The sequence below is a fragment of the Flavobacterium sp. ASV13 genome (assembly GCF_000745775.1).
GTDB lineage: Bacteria > Bacteroidota > Bacteroidia > Flavobacteriales > Flavobacteriaceae > Flavobacterium.
In genome coordinates this window covers 20368-40160 of record NZ_JQJY01000010.1, presented here as the reverse complement: position 1 = coordinate 40160, position 19793 = coordinate 20368, and the positions used below count along the sequence as shown (strand labels likewise).

The following is a 19793-nucleotide window of genomic DNA, read 5'->3' as shown; positions in this document are numbered from 1 at the left end:
GACAAATAAACAATTCATCAGTCCAGGTACTTGTTGTTGGCTTTAATAATTAAATATAAAATTATGCGTAAACTTAATAGTATAGTAGTGGTAATTTTCAATGAATCTTTATTGAAAAAAGTAATTATATTTTTTTGTTTGTTTAGTCTTACAAACAAGTCATTTTCTCAGAATTTAGTAGTAAACGAAAAAGAATATTTCGAAACTCCGGGCCTGAATGTCTGGGTTTTTAATAACGAATACAACGGAATGTTTTTTGACGAAAAAACGGCCGGAATAGAATTTATTCATCATGGTGTCAGAACGGTAACCGGCGGAGCTATCAGACTTCAAAACACACCAGAACAATGGGATTTGATTCCAAAAATGACGAGTCGAAAAGTAGACAAAGCAAATAATACCATTGAAGTTACACTACGATATGAAGAATTTGATTTTGATTCCAAAATAATAGTGACTTCAAAAGGAAAAGGTTTTGTAATCACTGTTTTTTTGGATAAACCTGTTCCAAAGAAATTAGAAGGAAGAGCAGGATTTAACATGGAATTTTTGCCTTCTTCTTATGTCGAAAGTAATTATCTGGTTGATGGAAGAGCGGAAACATTTCCGAGATATCCTTCAGGCAATACTGAAATTCAACCTTTATCTCAAAAAATACCTCAATTTGCAGGACATACCACTTTTGATGATCGCGGAAGAAATGAATTTATAGTGACACAACCATTGGCATCTGGCAAGGATTTTTTATTTGCTCCTGAAAATCCTGAGCGAACTGTAAAAATTCAATCTGAAGATCAGGAAATTTTGCTTTTTGACGGAAGAAACCTTGGGCAGAATGGCTGGTTTATTGCGCGAAGTATTCTTCCTTCAAATAAAACAGGAAAAGTGTTGACTTGGTATGTAGAACCGAATGCAATTCCCAAGTGGAAAAGAGAACCTGTAATTGGATTTTCGCAAGTAGGTTATATGCCAAACCAAACCAAAGTGGCTGTTATTGAATTGGATAAAAATGATAAAGCATTAAGCAACGCATCGATATTTAAGCTTGGCGAAGATGGAAAATTTACTGAAAAACTAAAAGGCGATGTCAAAGTTTGGGGAAATTATCTAAGATATAATTATGCTCAATTTGATTTTAGTTCCATAAAAGAAAAGGGACTTTATTACATTCAATATGGAAATCATAAAACCAACACTTTTCAGATTGAAGATGATGTTTATTCACAAGTATGGCATCCTACAATGGATGTTTGGTTTCCAGTTCAAATGGACCATATGGAAGTTAATGAGGCTTACAGAGTTTGGCACGGAAAACCATTTTTAGATGATTGTCTTCAGGCGCCTTTGAATCACGAACATTTTGATGGTTACAAACAAGGTCCGACCACGGAAACTAAATATAAACCTTTAGAACGTATTCCAGGAATGTCTGTTGGAGGTTGGTTTGATGCGGGTGATTTTGATATACAAACTTTTTCGCATGTCAGCGTAATCAACAGTTTTGTAGAATCATGGGAACAGTTCAAAGTAAATAGAGATGAAACTTATATTGACCAAAAAACGCAGTTTGTCGATATTCACCGTCCCGATGGTCAACCCGATTTATTACAACAAATTGAGCATGGCGTTTTGAATCTTGTGGCACAAGTCGATAATATTGGTCATCCGGTTAGAGGAATTGTTGTGCCTAATTTGCACCAATATCATCATTTGGGTGACGCTTCTACAGAGACAGATAATCTTCCGTATAATGCTTCTTTGAAACCATATGAATCCAATGGCGTTTCAAGTGGAACGCTTGATGACAGATGGGCATTTACAAATCGCTCTTCATTTCTTGATTACAGAACAGCAGGAGCATTAGCCTCAGCAAGCAGAGCTTTAAAAGGCTACAATGATGAACTTTCGGCTAAATGTTTATCTCTTGCCATTAAATTAACAAACGAAGCAACCGAAATAGATAAAAAAGCAAAACCAGATAATAGTCCAATGGCAAGATGGGGAAAAGGCAGTGATATGATTGCGATTTTGCAGCTTTATTTAACCACAAAAGATAATCAGTATAAAAAAGGTTTTTTAGACCGAATCTGGAAAGCATTGGATGAAAACATTGAATTTAATCTGAATGCTGCTTTATTGGCTTTGCCAGCTATGGATGATAATTATAAAGTAAAATTGCGTAGCTACGTCATTAAGTATAAAGAAAAAACCGACAAAGAAAATGCCGGAAATCCTTATGCTGTTCCTATTGCATTGAGAGGCTGGGGAGGGACTTCTCAGGTTATAAATTGGGCCAGTACGAATTATTACATTCATAAAATTTATCCTGACATCATGGATAAAGAAAGTGTTTATAGAGGATTGAATTATATTTTAGGTTGTCATCCTTACTCCAATTTATCTTTTGTGAATGCAGTAGGAAACAGATCCAAAAAAGTAGCTTATGGAAACAACCGTGCCGACTTTACAACCATTGCCGGAGGAGTAGTACCAGGTCTTATTTTCCTAAAACCCGATTATTTAGAGAATAAAGATGACTGGCCGTTTTTTTGGGGTGAAAATGAATGTATCATAGACGGTGGAGCATGGTATGTTTTTCTTGCGAATGCTGTAAACGATTTGGCAAGAGAGAAATAATAACCTAAAAAAAAAAGCAAAGATGAAACGATATTTAAATATAGTCATTATAGTTTTAAGCTTGTGTTTTCAGTTAAGCTGGAGTCAGGAGACACAAATAGTTGAAGATTTTAAGCCTTCATCATTAAACCAAGCCGGAAAGCAATTTCCAGAAGTAAATTCGCAAAGACGTGTTCGTGCCAGTATTTCGGCGCCCGATGCCAATAAAGTACAGCTGGATATTGGTGGTGTAAAATATGATTTGCGAAAAGATGACAAGGGAGTTTGGACGGGACAATCGAATCCGCAGGATGAAGGATTTCATTATTACCAGTTAAATATTGATGGCGCTTCAGTGCCAGATCCTGGAAGTTTGTATTTCTACGGCGCAGGAAGATGGGGAAGCGGAATCGAAATTCTGTCGGCGGATCACGATTTTTTTGCCTTGAAAGATGTGCCTCACGGTCTTGTCAGCGAAAATATTTATTTCTCAAAGCTGACCAATTCTTTTAGACGTTGTTTTATATATACGCCTGCGGGTTATTATGAAAATACAAAAGCACGTTATCCTGTTCTTTATTTACAACATGGAAGTTTTGAAGATGAAACAGGCTGGTCTTCTCAAGGCAAAGCAAATTTAATTTTAGATAATCTAATTGCTTCAAAAAAGGCAACACCGATGATTATTGTAATGGATAATGGTTATGCTTTTAAACCACAAAGCAATGAAGCCAAAGAGAAAAAAGAACGTCCCGAATCTATTTTTGAAGAAGTTCTTATTACCGAAGTTATTCCGATGATTGATGCTAAGTTCCGTACTATTTCTAATCGGGAAAATCGTGCTATAGCAGGTCTTTCGATGGGTGCTAATCAGACAATGAGAATTATGATGAATCATCTTGAAACTTTTTCTTATTACGGAGGATTTAGCGGTACAGCTAATTATCCGAATAGCGATGTTCTTGATGCTGCTACTTTTTTAGACGGAAAATATAAAGACGGCAATGCATTAAATAAAAAAATGAAGCTTTTTTGGCTAGGATTAGGAACCAAGGAGCCAAATCCCTTTCCTAAATCAATTGGAGCATTTAAAACTATGCTAGACCAACAGGGAATCAAATATGTTTATTATGAATCCTCAGAAACTGCTCACGAATGGCTAACATGGCGCAGATGTTTATATCAGTTTGCTTCTAAGTTGTTCAAATAGTATTAGAGTCAGTAAGAAAAAAAGGGATAAATTTTTAGACGATTATTGCTAAAGATTTATCCCTTTGTTTTTGCGTAAATTTAATTCCCGAAATGTTTTTGAACTGCGAGTACTAAAAACATAAAATCAGTAGAGCCGCCACCCATAACATATTCTGTTTGCTGCCAAAAGTAAGGCCATTTTTTTAGCTCAGGCAAGTTTGGCCTAATAAGCGCCGTACCCGAAGTAACTCCGCCCGGAATATAAGACCAATCTGCGCGATTCATACCATACGCTACCAATACTGAATTAGATCCAATTCCCGAAGCAAAAGAAGCTGTATTATTACCCGGATGAACTCCAAGTATGAAATTTAAAGCGTTACTGTATACTTCATAGTTGGCAAACTCTGGCCATGATTTCGAAAAATAATATTGCTGTACACCAAACTCCTGCAAAGTCCATCCAGCTCCCCAAATATTAGGCGTATAAGGAACTCCGTACGGAGAATCTTTAAGGGAATTGTTTTTGGTTTTTACACTCCATTTTTGTGCCTCAGAATTCAACTTGTCAAGGAAGGATTTCTCTTTAATAAGATGTTTTATTCTTCCAACTCTCCATCCTAAATTTTCGAAATCTTTTAAAACATCTCCTTGTAAATCGATAATTTGATTAATGTAGTTTGCTTCGTTAGTGGCCTGCGCCAATTCAACAAGCAATGTTATTTTACTTTCCGCTCTTTTTGATTTTGCAAAAGACGTTTTATATAATGCCTTGGATATTTCCAGACATTCTCTAGCTAATTTTGGATTACTGTTTTTTAAAACCCTATACGAAGCTGCAAGTCCGGCCGCGACATACAATTCCCGATCAGGATTGTCTTCGGTAAAAACCCATCTATCATCATCTTTACCACTTGGATTTGCGGTCCATTTGTTATCAGTAACTCCTCCAAAATCTCCAAGAAGTACATATTGTTTTAAATCATTAGTAATAATTCCTCGATACAAACGTCCCATAGAACGATAACCTGCCAATATAGACGCGAGTCCGTGTTCCATTTGCTGTAATGCATCAGATTTGCCATCGGGCTGGTGAATTTCAACAATTCTCTTATCTATATCAATACTTGTAGCATCATAAGATTCAATATTAAACTCCTCTAACATGAGTGCCAGATTCCATACCGTTCCTATTTGAGATTCTACTCTTAAGTCATCGTCTCCGGCATCGTGCCATCCGCCTTGGTTTAAATTCGGAACAACTTCATTCGATTTATATTTTGTAAGTGTTGAGGGCCCCTGAACATAGCCATCAAAATGATTAAGATTCGTTGGTGCCATTTGAGCATCATCTAAATGACAGAAGTTATGCCAAATTCGGTACTTTTCATTCACTCTCACGTGACACATTTGAACAGGTAAAAAGTATTCGAGAATAGGTTGCCAAACATTTCTATCATAAAGCTTTTTGCTTATTTGGAAGGGAGAAGTTTCATTTCCTTTATAGCTTAATGTATACATTCCTTCTTCCTTTATTTCAGAAAAGTCTATTTGGTAATAATTATATCTTAAAAAGTCGCCCCATTTTTTCGGTTTTATAGTTTTGATGTTTTTCTTGCCAAACTCGTCATGTTTGATCAAAATTACTTCAGAAGGTTCAGTATCATTTGGATCTGTTTCCAAAATAGCTACTTTAGATTGTGTTGGATAATAACCAACTTGCGAAACCTGAGCAATTGGCTTGTATGTCCAATTTGGAATTACATTTGGAGAAACAACAATATCAATAACCCTTTTTCCTGATGTTGCAGCAATAGGAGCACGGATAATAAACCATCCATTATTATGATTGATTCTTCCGTCCCATAATGCAATGTCTTCTAAATTAGACTGAATCGTTACTCTCGATAAATCGCTTTCAGGGGCAATTGTGATTTTTTTTCCTTTACAGAGAGGAGTGCCAAGATTCTGTCCATCCATTTGTGATTGAAGAGGCCCATAAGGAGAATGGGTGAAAATTCCGAAATTTCCATCGCAGATATAAGATTTTCCAAATAACTCGCCCGGAAATAATTCGATATTAAACCCAATTTTCCCCAGCCATTTTGCATCTAAATTATTTTCCAGATCAACCGTAATTCTAAAATTATTACCGTCTCTTGGCGTTACATTTACCTTGTATTTTAATTTTAAATCGGGATATTCAATTGGATTAAAACCAATACGATTTTTAGATTCGTCCGGATAAGATAATGTCTGAGAAATTGTATTAGAGCCAGAATCTATCTTTTTTTCTACTTCCTTCGGCACAGGCGACCATTGACCAGGTGAAATTTCAAGGCGTAAATCTCCATTTGCCATAACGCGCTCTCCATGTTGAATCATCGTAACACCTGTTTGATGCCCATCGGGATATATATCGTCAAAGACGGTTACATCTAATCCGCGGGTAGTAAAATAACCCTTTGGATGAAGTTTTAAATTTTGTCCATTCATTTTTATTTGTAGCATCGTGGCTATTAACACAAAAACAATAAGCGCATTATTTTTCATTATTCTTTTAGATTATTTTGATTCGTATTTTGTAGTGAGTGTAAATGATTGAATGTTAATTTGTTGGAGGGTCAAATAATAGCATTAAACTTGTAAATGTAGTTTGATACTAATAATCAGAATAACAAATTTGAAGCATAATATAGTACAAATGGTGTCTTATTCATCTTCGAAGATTGAATTATAAAAGATCAACTTTTCATTAACTATTTTATTGAAGAGTACTTTATTTAGATTTTAATTTTATGATGATTTGGTAAAATTTAAATAAATTTTATCTTTGACTTTGAAATGCTCCAACAAACACTAAAAAAATGGTTGAACCAGTTTAAGCAGTACTTTTTTACGTACAGCAACGGCTTCTATCATCTTCCTTACAGCAGTAAAACTCCAGAAGATCTTGTGGAGAGTTTAGCCAATTACCCTTTTATGAAGCATGATAGAGTAAAACAGAGTGTTTACGCTAACACGCCATTTTGTTCGGGAGGCTTCAATTATCAAAAATTAGAAGAAGGACTTTGGGTTATTTATTCTAAAATGAGGTATAAAACTAATGTAGCTTTTGACCTCGTTTATGATGACCCGGCAGAAATGAAAATTGAGGATAAAGGCTACTATATGCTTAGTCTTAATAATGTGACAAGTCAGCCAATAATCGATCTTAAAATTTGTGAAAAGCAATTATGTTTTGCAAATTATAGCTGGACATTCTTTAAGCCAAAAGAACGTAATTGCGATGTAAATTTTAAAGGAGCAAATAACAAATACATTACTTTGTATTTTAATGAAGAATGGCTACAAAAAAACTTGCTTCAAAATAGTTTGTTCTCAGAAGCTGGATTGGATAAATTTATAATGTCTGATCAGCCTTATATTGCTTGGCCTGTTGATGAGAAGGATGAGCTGGTGAAAAACTTCGGTATTTTTGATGAGGTTATGAATATGAATAATGAAGCGAGTCATATTGATTTTCTTCAATTTAAACTCTGTACTTTAAATCTTATTTTCGGTTTTTTAAGAACTTGTAGAGATCAGCAAGTGTTTGAAAAACATTTTGCAATTGATTATGAAAATAAATTCAGCATCAATAAAGTTGAAAATTATTTGACGAGTAATCTTTATGATAAATTTCCAGGAATTGATTTCTTGGCTGAAAAATTTAAAATTTCAGAAAGTAAGCTTAAGTCTGAATTTAAACAGTTTTTTGGAAAGCCAATCTACAAGTATTTTCAGGAAAAACAGATGATATTGGCTAAAGAACTTATTATCGAAAACAAACTTTTGATAAAAGAGATTTCGTATAAGTTCGGTTACGAAAATACCAGCAAATTTACAGCAGCTTTTAAAAAATACCATAATATCCTTCCATCAGAACTGCAAAAACAGGAATTTGATATTGCAGTTTAGAATCTAATTTTTTCTTTTCCTATTTTTTTCTTCCCAAAAAAAACTTTTTGGGCTATAGATTTTCTTGATCAAAACTTTTTGGAGTGCTTTTGAGCTTGTTCGCTTATCTAATTTTGTGTACAAATTAAACTAACCCCAAAATATGAAGAAAAAATTACTTTTAATTTTCACATTTTCAATTATTCTTTTTGTTTCATCCAGTATGTTTGGACAAATGAGAGTTGATTTAACTAAGACAGACATAACTTCTCTTTCGTCAACTGGTTCGATTACTGCTAATATTGTTGATGGACTTTATCCTCCTTACACTTATTCTTGGTCAAATGGAGAAGCAACTCAAACAATATCTAATTTAAGTGCAGGATATTATTCAGTAACTGTAACAGATTCACATTATAATATTGCTTATGCAAATATATCCATAGGACAATGTTCTGGGAAAGAAAAAGCAATAGCAGTACAAACGAATGCCTCTTGCGCAGGAACCGCAACTGGCTCGGCAACTGTCGCAGTTAAAGGAGGTTCCGGAAATTATAGTTATAAATGGAACACACCAACAGTACAAACCACACAATCGGTAACTGGGCTTTTAGCAGGAACTTATACGGTAACTGTAACAGACAATCAAACACATTGCACAACTACAGGCAGTGTAGATATTATTTTAGGGGCTACAACTCCGGTAGGTGATGCTTCCGTTTATGGTAATAATATTTGGAATGTGTATGCTTGGAATAAGGGAGTTGTTAGTAGAAGTGCATGGGGACAGGATTATTCGGGTTATTTTACAGCTAATACTTTAAGTTTTAATTCTGAAGATTATTTTGAAGATTATGATGTCCCATCTTCAGTTACGGGTTATCAAGGTTGCAGGGTAAATGGTGATGATCATTCTTGGAGTGCAAAAAGACAAGGATTTCCATGCGGATATTATAAAATCGATATACCAATGCATGATGATTGGGTGAGATTATATATTGATGGTGTTTTAGTTTTTGGTGATGATAATTGTTGTGAATCGCATGCAAAGGTTTGGGAAGGTTTTTTAGATAGTAACAGCAGAGTTGAATTCCAAATTGCTGAAGATAAAGGTCAGTCTAGAGGAAATATTCAATTCACTATGATTCAACCTACAGGAGTTATTACCAATGTATCATGCAATGGTGGAAGTAATGGCGCGATCACTTTACCAAGTCAAACAAATGGAACATATACCTATAATTGGGGTGACGGCATAACAACAAAAGATAGAACAGGACTAGTAGCGGGAGATTATACGTTAACTATTACCAGTCCAAATGGTTGCGCAAAAACTAATACATATACAATTTCGCAGCCCGATCCTATGACCATTGTTCCATCGCAATCCAATATATCTTACATTGGTGGAAGAGATGGTTATGCTCGTGCGATGGTAACCGGAGGAATGGGACCATATTCTTATTCATGGTCACCATCTGTACCAATTGCAATTAATGGAGAAGCTTATTATCTTGATGCGGGAACGTATAAAGTAACCGTCACGGATGCAAATAATTGTACAGCCACACATAGTTTTACTATTACAGAACCAGAAGTACTTGAAGCAACATTAGTTTCGCAACATAATATTGACTGTAATGGAGCAAATACAGGATCAATAACAATAAACGCAACTGGTGGAACAGCCCCATATTCATATTATTGGTATCCTTCAGGCGAAACTGGTACAACAGCCTCTCATCTTTATGCTGGAACTTACACAGTATATGTTTACGATGCAAATTATAATTCAATAACTAAAAGCTTTACAATTACAGAACCAAATGTTCTAACTGCAACAGCAGCTGCTCAAACAAATGTTGCATGTCATGGAGCATCGACGGGATTAGCAACTGTTAGTGCAAGCGGAGGAACAGGAACTTACAGATATTCATGGTCGCCTTCTGGCGGAAGTGATGCAACAGCTTCAGGGCTTTCTACGGGGAATTATACCGTAACTGTGACTGATGATAACAATTGTACAGCTACGCAGAATTTCATTATTACAGAACCCAATACTATCGTTATTACTCCGTCACAAACAAATGCATCCTGCAAGGGAACAGCCAATGGTTCAGCTATTGCATCTGTAACAGGCGGTGCAGGAAATTATACCTATCAATGGTCTCCTTCGGGTGGAACAAATGCCTCAGCAACCGGGCTTGCAGCAGGTACATATACTGTAACAGTAACTGATACAAATTTTTGTACGGCAACGCAGAGTTTTACTATTACAGAACCAGATAAACTTGTAGCGTCAAAAGGTTCTCAGACAAATATTGCTAGTCGTGGAACAGCGACAGGATCGGCAACAGTAAATGTGACCGGAGGAACAGGCCCATATTATTATTCGTGGGCTCCATCTGGCGGAACTTCAGCAACAGCAACAGGTCTTAGCGCAGGAAGTTATACGGTTACAGTGACCGATGATAATACATGTACTGCAACACAGAGTTTTACTATCACAGAACCAGATGAACTTATAGCATCGAAAGTTTCTCAGACAAATATTGCCTGTCATGGAGCGGCGACAGGATCAGCAACAGTGAGTGTAACTGGAGGAACAGGTTTATATTCTTATTCTTGGTCACCTTCTGGCGGAACTTCAGCAACAGCAACAGGTCTCAACGCAGGAACATATACAGTAACAGTGACCGATGCCAATGCATATACCGCAACGCAGAGTTTTACTATTACAGAACCTGTAAATCCATTAACCGCTTCTCAAGGAACAATTGTCAATATAAATTGCCACGGAGAAGCAACCGGCTCAGCTACTGTAAATGTAACTGGAGGAACTGGTTCTTACTCTTATTCTTGGGCACCTTCTGGAGGAACAGGAGCTACAGCTTCAGGATTAGCTTCAGGAACTTATACAGTAACTGTAACCGACAGTAATGGATGTACAACAACCCAAGGTTTCACTATCAATCAGCCAGCGTCAGGTCTTTCAGCAACAACGGCATCAGTTGGAGTTAGTTGTTTTGGTGGAGGAAATGGGAGCGCGAGTGTAAGCGTATCAGGAGGAAGTCCAAATTATTCTTATTCATGGTCTCCATATGGCGGAACTTCAGCAACAGCAACAGGACTTAGTGCCGGAGATTATACTTGTACAATAACAGACTCAAAAGGGTGTACATTGACAAAAACTGTTACTGTTGCAACTCCGACTAAAATATCTGGTACAATAACAAAAGTAGATGTTTCGTGTAATGGAGGAACAAATGGTTCTGCAACTGTAACTGCTTCTGGTGGAGCTGGTTCATATTCTTATTCTTGGTCACCTACCGGAGGGAATGCTGCTACTGCATCAGGGCTTTCTAAAGGAAATTATACTGTAACAATTCAAGATGGAAATACATGTGTATACATAGCTAGCGTTACGATAGACGAGCCATCTGTTTTAACAGCATCAATTTCTCATACAGATATATTATGTAATGGTGGAGCAACCGGAACAGCAACAGTAGTTCCTTCAGGCGGTACTGGTATATATTCTTATTTATGGTCACCTTCGGGCGGTACTGCAGCAACTGCAACTGGTCTTGTAACGGGAACCTACAGCTGTAAAATTACAGATTCTAATGGTTGTTTCGTAACTAGATCAATCAGAATTGATGAACCTGCCATATTAAGCGCTACAACAAGTCAAATAGATGCAACTTGTATGACAGGTGGACAAGCAGCTGTTAATGTTAGTGGAGGTGTAGGTCCTTATACTTATTTATGGTCACCTTCTGGCCAAACAACAGCAATAGCAACGGGATTAAATAATGGCAGCCATTCATGCTTAATTACAGATAGTAATGGATGTACAATTACTAAAACCTTTTTAATTAATACAACCAATACCTTAATTGCTACAACAAGTAAAAACGATATTTTATGTAATGGCGCCAACACGGGTTCTGCTTCGGTAGTTCCATCTGGAGCGCCAGGTCCTTTTACTTATGTTTGGGCACCAACTGGTGGTTCAAGCAATACTGCAAGCAATCTTGCAGCAGGTAATTATAGTGTTACGATAACTTCTGCGAATGGCTGTTCGATTGTAAAAAACTTTACAATTACAGAACCTTCTGCATTAACAGTTACTCCATCTCAAACTAACTTATTATGTAATGGAGCAAATACAGGATCAGCAAGCGTAAGTGTAAGCGGAGGAACAGGATCTTATAGTTATGCATGGGCTCCATCTGGTGGAACTTCTGCAACTGCAACTGGACTTGGTGCAGGAATTTATACAGTAACAATTACCGATGCAAATTCTTGTACAGCAACGCAGAGTTTTACAATTACAGAGCCAAATGTTCTTACAGCAACAGCAGTTTCTCAAACAAATATTGCTTGTAACGGAGCAAATACAGGGTCAGCTACAGTTGGCGTAAGCGGAGGAAAACCGGGATACAGTTATTCTTGGGCTCCATTTGGAGGAAATTCAGCAACAGCAACTGGACTAAGTGCCGGAACTTATACAGTAACCGTTACCGATGCAAATTCTTGTACGGCAACTCAAAGTTTTACAATTACAGAGCCAAATGTTCTTATAGCAACAGCCGTTTCTCAAACAAATATCGCTTGTCACGGAGCAAATACAGGATCGGCGACAGTTGGCGTAAGCGGAGGAAAACCAGGATATACTTATTCTTGGGCTCCATCTGGAGGAAATTTAGCAACGGCAACAGGACTTAGCGCCGGAACTTATACAGTAACAGTAACCGATGCAAATTCTTGTACAGCAACGCAGAGTTTTACAATTATAGAACCAAATGTTCTTACAGCGACAGCTGTTTCTCAAACAAATATTGCCTGTCATGGTGCAAATACAGGATCAGCTACAGTTGGCGTAAGCGGAGGAACTGGATCTTATACTTATGCGTGGACTCCATCTGGAGGAAATTCTGCAACAGCAACAGGACTTAGTGCTGGAACTTATACAGTAACCGTTACCGATGCAAATTCTTGTACAACAACACAGAGTTTTACAATAACTGAACCAGCATTACTTGAAGCTATAACTTCAAAAACGAATGTAACTTGCTATAGTGGAAATGATGGAACCGCATCTGTAAATGTCAGCGGAGGAAAAGGAGTTTATACTTATTTATGGTCACCGGAAGGAGGAAATGAAGCCACTGCAAGCGGACTTACAGCAGGAACATATTCTATAACAATTACCGATGCAAATTCTTGCTCAATCTCAAAAACAGTAGTAATTGAAGAACCTGCGCCATTTACAGTAAACGCATTAGCTGCAACAAATATAACTGTATCCGGAGCGGTAATTTCTGGAACAATTTCTTCGGAAAATAATGATGGAAAATGTTTAACTGAAACAGGATTTGTTTATTCGCTTAAATCAAATCCGCTGCTAACAGATAATAAAATTATTGCTGGCAGTTCATTAGGATCAATTACCTCAACGTTGACTAATTTAAAAGGAAATACAATTTATTATGTAAAAGCCTATGCGATAAACAGTAATGGATTTGAAGCCTACGGAAATGAAGTTAGTTTTACCACAGATAAATACACTCTTACTATTACTGCTTCAGCGGAACAACAGAAAGTTTTTGATACAACTGACCCAGTTTTTAAATATACCGTTTCAGGACTTGCAAATGGTGATACAAATGCAATTATAACAGGAAATCTTTCAAGAGAAGTTGGAGAAAATGCTGGAAAGTACAAAATTAACGTTGGAACAATTGATGCAGGCAAAAATTATAAAATTGTTTTTGAAAGTGCAGCTTTTGAAATCACTAAAGCCGATCAATTAATTACGTGGAATCAAGATTTAGAATTTGGCTGTGAAAGCGAAAACAACATAAATCTTATTGCAGAATCAAACAGTGGATTGCCAATAACTTATTCGGTTGTGAATAGTAATATCGCTGAGGTTTCAGGTAATAATTTAGCGATAAAAAATTCGGGAAGCACTTCAATTACAGCATCTCAGATTGGAGATCAAAATCATAATCCAGCGGTGGCGGTTATAAAACCTATAGAAGTTACACAGGGCGGATTTATAGCGCAGCATTGGTCGGATGTTCTTTTCTTTGATAATAAAAATAAAGATTTTGTTTCTTGGCAATGGTATAAGAACGGAACAGCGATTTCAGGTGCAACTCGACAGTATTTCAACGAAAATCAAGCTTTAAATGGCGCTTACTATGTTATTGCTACTGATAAAGACGGAAATAGAATTAAATCTTGTTTGTTTGAAATAACTGGGAAAATGTTTTCAAATAATATCAAAATATATCCGAATCCGGTAAAAGCGTCTACTGAATTTACTTTAGAATGTAATTTTAGTGAAGCACAACTAAAAGGTGCTACTATTGATATTTTTGATATAAACGGAAAATTGATTCAGACTGTTTCTAATATAAAAACTCAGAATCAGATAATTGCACCTTCACAAACTTCTATTTATGTTGTATTGCTGACTTTATCAAATGGTGAGAAAAAGACAATTAATGTATTGGTAAAGTAAAATGAGTTTTAATTTAAGATCAATGAAAATCAAGACAAAAATGAAAATCAAAATAGCAATCGCAATATTTTTATTATGTAGTTCGATGCAAGCACAGGAAATTAATATAAAACTTAGCGGAGGTCCATCAGGAATTCTTTACGAAAGTTCTGAAGGGAATGGAAATTTAAAAGCTGGCGGAGGTTTAGGTATTGGATATATTTACTTCTTAAATAATCATTGGGGAATCAATACAGGTGTTGAGGTTCTTTACAATCAAAATAGTTTTAAATTGAATGAAGGAACAACAATCAATTCGAATGAAATTGATGATCAAATGTCGGCGTTCGAATATAGAGTGACGCCAAAAAATTATCAGGAAAAACAGCATTTTATTTCTTTGGCAATTCCAGTTCTTTTACAATACAGAACTCCAATTTCAAGCCAATCACAATGGTATTTGGGTTTTGGCGGAAAAGTTCTATTTCCAGGAAAACAAACCATAAAAGCTTCTGCTGATGAATTACAGTTAAGTGGTTATTATCCAGATATGGACATCATAATTGATGATTTGCCTTCTCACGGATTTGGGAAAGTTAACAATTGGCAGGATAAAACATCGGCAGATCTTAAAACTTCATTTTTAGTAAGTTTAGAAACAGGTTTAACTTTTAAACTAAAAGAAAATCTACAGCTTTACACTGGTATTTTTGCGGATTACGGCTTTTCTGATTTAGCAAAAAATACTGAAAATACGAACATCGTTTTGTATGACCCAAACGGAATTGAAAATACGCAGGCAAATGGTGTTTCAGGAAATAAAACATTAGTGCAAAAGAATAATTATTTTTCTGCTGGACTACAAGTCAAATTCGGGTTTTCATTTAAAAAAGCGAAAGCGAATTAGAAATAATAAATTAGTAATAAATACTTGAAAAATAAAAGGTGCAGTTTCGTAATGAAATGCACCTTTTGTTATTTCATAAAGCTTTTTTTGCATAGAATTTAATAATATGCCATCGATGGGAGTTTTCTATTTTTCAGATTATATAGCACTAATCTTTATAGAACTCGTTTTATCATTAAAACTTCCTAAACAGCTATTGTTCCCTGTTATTACAACAGATTCTCCTCCAAAATTATCATTCTGATACATTGTAATTTTGTATCCACTTTCTAAACGAACAGAAGACAAATCATCATTTACAATACCGTATGATTTTAGCTGAGCCAATGTATAATTCCCAGCAGGTAAAGCAATCGCATAACCTGTGTAATTACAATTTTGGTAAACTGTTACAATACCTCCGGCTGAAGCGTTATATTTATTATCAGTATAAGTACGTGATAAATTGCCAACACCATCAAAATAATTATCCGCTAATTTTGCAGGATCCGTTGCAAATTCTCCACCTTGTACAATGGCATCATTTCCATCGTCCCATGCCCACGGAGCATTAGCTCCACCAGTTTTAAAATCATTTCCTTTAAATCCTCCAGCTGGGCTTGAAAATAATTCTGTATTAAATCGCTGGTCCCATAATCCTCCGTTTTCAAAAATATCGACAAGTTTGTATTCTACATAATTATCATAATTATCAGCAGGTATTTGTGCCACTCCGCTTGCTGAAGGATAATATATAATTCCATCTCCATCTATATCATGTTGTGGCCACGCTTTAAGACTATGTCCTTTAGAATCTTGTGCTGTAATAGGATGTAATTCACCATTATAATCTCTCATTTGTAAGGTTCCATCAACACTTTCCAATCCGCTAACGTAAGAACTTCCAGATGGTACATAAGAAAAGAAATCAGAATGACTTATTGTAACAGCTCCTTTTAAAGCGCCATAAGTAGTGCCATCTTTTTCTACAATCATTAATACACCTTCTAAATCATTTTCATGTTGGTCTAATGAGTATAAAAATGGATTATCCGTCCAGTCACGCGGATGAAAGAAAGCATAAGTAATAAACCAGTGCGTATTTGATTCTACTACAGAATAATAGCAATGAGCAGCTAATGAATTGGCATAAGCAGGAAGATTGTTCCAGTTGTTTTCGCCATTCCAGTCATTATCATAAGTGATAGCAGTCAGGTAATCAGATTTTCCGCCTTCGGCATAAGTTCCTGTAGCGTCTACATCTTGGTAATGAATTGGAGCCCATCTTCTGGCCAAATCAGAACTTGCTGCTACACTTAGTTTTTTTGTAAAGTTTTGCTGTTCTTTTACCACAGCAGTAGTTTCTGTTTCATTTAATGTCGTGTCCTCACAAGAGAACGTAATAGCCGACAGCATAATAACTAAAGCTGTACTTAAGATCTTTTTTGGATTCTGTTTTTTCATAATTCTAGTTTTAATTGTTTATAACATATTTAAATTCATGGATTTTGATAAATTATTTAATAGCAATAATCAACTGAGAAATAAAAATAATCACCAGCAGAAGGAACTTTATTTTCTGAAAAATTTGTCGATAGAATGTCTTGTTTTGAATTATAATTCTTACTACTTGTAAGTACTATAAAAGAGAAATCGTACTATTTGAGTTGTATTATAATACCATTAACAAAAAGTTAATAAGAAAAAGAAGAATGTTGTTGCCGAGATAACCAAAAAGGAGTGGGTATGTATGGTTATATCTTTGATATTGTAGTGATTAAGATATGTTATGAATAAATTAAATTATAGTTAACTGCTTGTCTGCCTTTACATTTTAAATTATTAATTCTCAAATTTACAACTGTATTAAAAGCAGCAATCAATTTATATTTATTCAACGTGCAAAACTATCTTATACCTTCAGAAATCTCATGGCTTTCTTTCAATGACTGTATTTTGGGTGAGGCTGATGACTCAAGTAATTCATTATATGAAAGAATTAAATTCTTAGCCATTCATTCGTCTAATTTGGATGAATTTTTTAGAGTAAAAATCAGAAAACTGCTGATTAAAAATTCAAAAAAGAATAAAGACTTACTGGATAAAATTTTAACTGAAGTAAATCTCCAACAGAATAGATTTGGAACAATCTGGAATACTTCGATATTACCAGAATTAGAAGCTAATAATATTATTTATTATGAAAATCAAGAACTCTTAAGTGAACATTTACAGGAGATTGAATATTATTTTAAAAGTATTATTTTGTCTTATATTCAGGTAATTTATATTTCAGTAAATCAGCCTAAAACGTATTTTTTAAATAATCGCAGTTTATACTTTTTAGTAAAATTAAAAGATACTTCGGGTAATGATAATTATGCTTATTTAAATATTCCTTCGGATAAACTCGATCGCTATAAACAATTGCAAAGTCAGGGAGACACGTATTATATTATTTCGATTGATACTATAATAAAAAATTGTTTGTCGCTCATATTTCCTATTGGAAAAGTTATTTCCTGTAATGCAATTAAATTAAACCGAGATGAAAATTATCTGATAGAAGATGAAAACTCAGGAGATTTAATAGCAAAGATTGAAGCAAAAATTGAAGAACGAAAACGTGGTTCATCGACAAGATTTTTGTACGATTCAAATATGGATACTGAAACAATTTCAGTATGCAAAAAAGCTTTCCGACTTAAAAAAGAGGAAATGATACAAGGAGGAAGTCATCATAATCTTTATGATTTATTCAAGTTTCCAAATCCAGTTAAACCGAATCTTCAAGGCGCAAACTATCCGGGTCTTAAACATCTTCCTTTTGAAAGCAGCAAATCTATTTTTGAAATTATTAATAAAGAAAATCAATTGTTACACTTTCCGTATCAATCGTATTATTATGTACTTCAGTTTTTTAATCAGGCGGCAATCAATAGAAATGTTCTTGAGATAAAAATTACTTTATATCGCATTTCATCAGATTCGTTAATTGCAAATGCATTGATAAGTGCGGCAAAAAATGGTAAAAAAGTTACTGTTTTTGTAGAAGTAAAAGCGCGTTTCGATGAATATAATAACTTATTCTGGTCCCGAGAAATGAAAAATGCCGGCATAAAAATTATTCAGAGTATGCCGAATTTAAAAGTTCATGCTAAAGTTGCAATGGTTACAATGAAGGATAAATACGGAAATAAAAAACACTTTAGTTATTTGTCGACCGGAAATTTTAATGAAAGTACAGCAAATATTTATTCGGATTTTGGATTCTTTACTGCAGAAAAAAAATACGCAGATGATTTAAAAACAGTCTTTGCATTTTTGAAATCCAAGAAAAAAACAGCTGCACCAAAACATATTTTAGCAGCAGGTTTTAATATGAAAGATAAATTAATAGAATTAATAGATAACGAAATCAACAATAAAAAAGAAGGCAAAGAAGCTTATATCTTTTTAAAAGTAAATGGAGTTGATGAAAAAGATATTATTGATAAACTTATTGAAGCAAGCAAAGCAGGTGTAGATGTAATAATGATAGTACGCGGAATTTGCACGTTATTGCCGGGAATTAAAAATGTATCAGAAAATATAGAAATCTATCGCATTGTAGATATGTTTTTAGAACATTCGAGAATCTACAAATTTGCCAATAATGGCGATGAAAAAATCTATTTATCATCTGCAGATATGTTAAACCGAAACTTAAACCGAAGAATAGAGGTTGCTTTTCCTTTATCTGATGAAAAACACATTGCAGCAATTAATACTATAATTCGATTACAATTAGAAGACAATACAAAAAGGAGAATTATAAACAGTGAAGGAAAAAATGAAATGGATATTCAAAATTTAGATGAGCCGAGGCGCGCACAGACCGAAATTTATAATTGGATTGCTGGGGCCAATAATGAATAACGCCAAAAGAATATTTAAGCTTAATTTCTGCAGAAGCATTAGCTCTCTAAAAGGATTTTACGGTTTCTTTGAGAATTAAATCTTCTGGTGCGAATTTTTATTCTTTTTATCTGAATAAGACAGTCGCTAATAAGATTTTTTATTTCAGCATAAGAAACATTATGAATTGAAGCGATATTATTTTTTATTCCGTCAACATAATTTTCTGCTGTTAACAAATCTCTTTCAAGATTTTTTAAAATATTGCTTTTTATGTTTTTGCTTTTCTTATAGTAGTAAATGCAATTATGAAGATCTTCTATTTGTCCCTGAAGATCAAATACTGCATTTTTTGAAATAGCACGCCTGTAATAATTTAAAAATTTCAAAGGATTATCTTCAATTACTTTGTCAAAATCTTCAATTGCTTTGTAGTGATAATCTAATTTTTGAAAGCATTTAGCCCTAAGTTCATATACCGAAATATCGAATCCCGAGCTTACGGCAATATCAAGATGGAGTATGGCATCATGAAATTTGCTGGCTAAATAAAGTTGTCTTCCCTTTTTTAAATCAATCAGATCTTGAGTAGGATTTGACTTTGATAATTTACTTTTAAACTGTATTCCTAAATTGATAAACCATTTCATATACTAACATTTTAGATGGTTGAAGCGCTTAGATTGTAAATCAAAGCTGAAGATTAGGGGGAAGCTAAAGTTAAATAAAAATTTGATATACAGTTGTTTA

The 19793-nt window shown here is 34.8% G+C and carries 9 protein-coding genes; 6 read left to right on the top strand and 3 right to left on the bottom strand.

The window, feature by feature from the left end:
- Positions 1-63: 63 nt before the first annotated feature.
- Both GQ47_RS19850 and GQ47_RS19845 read left to right on the top strand, forming a co-directional pair.
- Positions 64-2637, top strand: coding sequence for a glycoside hydrolase family 9 protein (locus GQ47_RS19850; protein WP_081909391.1), 2574 nt, complete (start codon positions 64-66; stop codon positions 2635-2637).
- Between the two features lie 22 nt (positions 2638-2659).
- Positions 2660-3826, top strand: a complete 1167-nt coding sequence (locus GQ47_RS19845) for an alpha/beta hydrolase-fold protein (protein ID WP_035652187.1) — start codon at positions 2660-2662, stop codon at positions 3824-3826.
- Positions 3827-3906: 80 nt separating this feature from the next.
- On the opposite strand, the gene GQ47_RS19840 is transcribed toward GQ47_RS19845, so the two are convergent.
- Positions 3907-6303 carry a glycoside hydrolase family 9 protein gene (locus GQ47_RS19840; RefSeq protein ID WP_202965025.1) on the bottom strand — a complete coding sequence of 799 codons (2397 nt, stop codon included), beginning with the start codon at positions 6301-6303 and terminating at the stop codon, positions 3907-3909.
- Positions 6304-6651: 348 nt separating this feature from the next.
- On the opposite strand from GQ47_RS19840, the gene GQ47_RS23000 reads away from it, so the two are divergent.
- From GQ47_RS23000 to GQ47_RS19825, 3 genes are all read left to right on the top strand, one after another.
- A complete protein-coding gene (locus GQ47_RS23000; RefSeq protein WP_051951671.1) occupies positions 6652-7767 on the top strand; it encodes a helix-turn-helix domain-containing protein in 1116 nt (371 codons plus the stop codon).
- Between the two features lie 142 nt (positions 7768-7909).
- Positions 7910-14281: an MBG domain-containing protein gene (locus GQ47_RS23485; RefSeq protein WP_051951669.1), complete on the top strand. Its 6372-nt coding sequence runs from the start codon at positions 7910-7912 to the stop codon at positions 14279-14281.
- 22 nt (positions 14282-14303) lie between these two features.
- Complete coding sequence (locus GQ47_RS19825) at positions 14304-15167, top strand: outer membrane beta-barrel protein (RefSeq protein WP_035652183.1); 864 nt, start codon at positions 14304-14306, stop codon at positions 15165-15167.
- A gap of 138 nt (positions 15168-15305) precedes the next feature.
- On the opposite strand, the gene GQ47_RS19820 is transcribed toward GQ47_RS19825, so the two are convergent.
- Positions 15306-16610 (bottom strand): hypothetical protein, encoded by a 1305-nt coding sequence (locus GQ47_RS19820; protein ID WP_035652180.1) that lies wholly within the window; start codon positions 16608-16610, stop codon positions 15306-15308.
- 435 nt (positions 16611-17045) lie between these two features.
- Between GQ47_RS19820 and ppk1 the strand changes: the two genes are divergently transcribed.
- Positions 17046-19064: a polyphosphate kinase 1 gene (gene ppk1, locus GQ47_RS19815; protein WP_035652177.1), complete on the top strand. Its 2019-nt coding sequence runs from the start codon at positions 17046-17048 to the stop codon at positions 19062-19064.
- Between the two features lie 38 nt (positions 19065-19102).
- On the opposite strand, the gene GQ47_RS19810 is transcribed toward ppk1, so the two are convergent.
- A complete protein-coding gene (locus GQ47_RS19810; RefSeq protein WP_035652174.1) occupies positions 19103-19693 on the bottom strand; it encodes a hypothetical protein in 591 nt (196 codons plus the stop codon).
- Between the last annotated feature and the right edge of the window lie 100 nt (positions 19694-19793).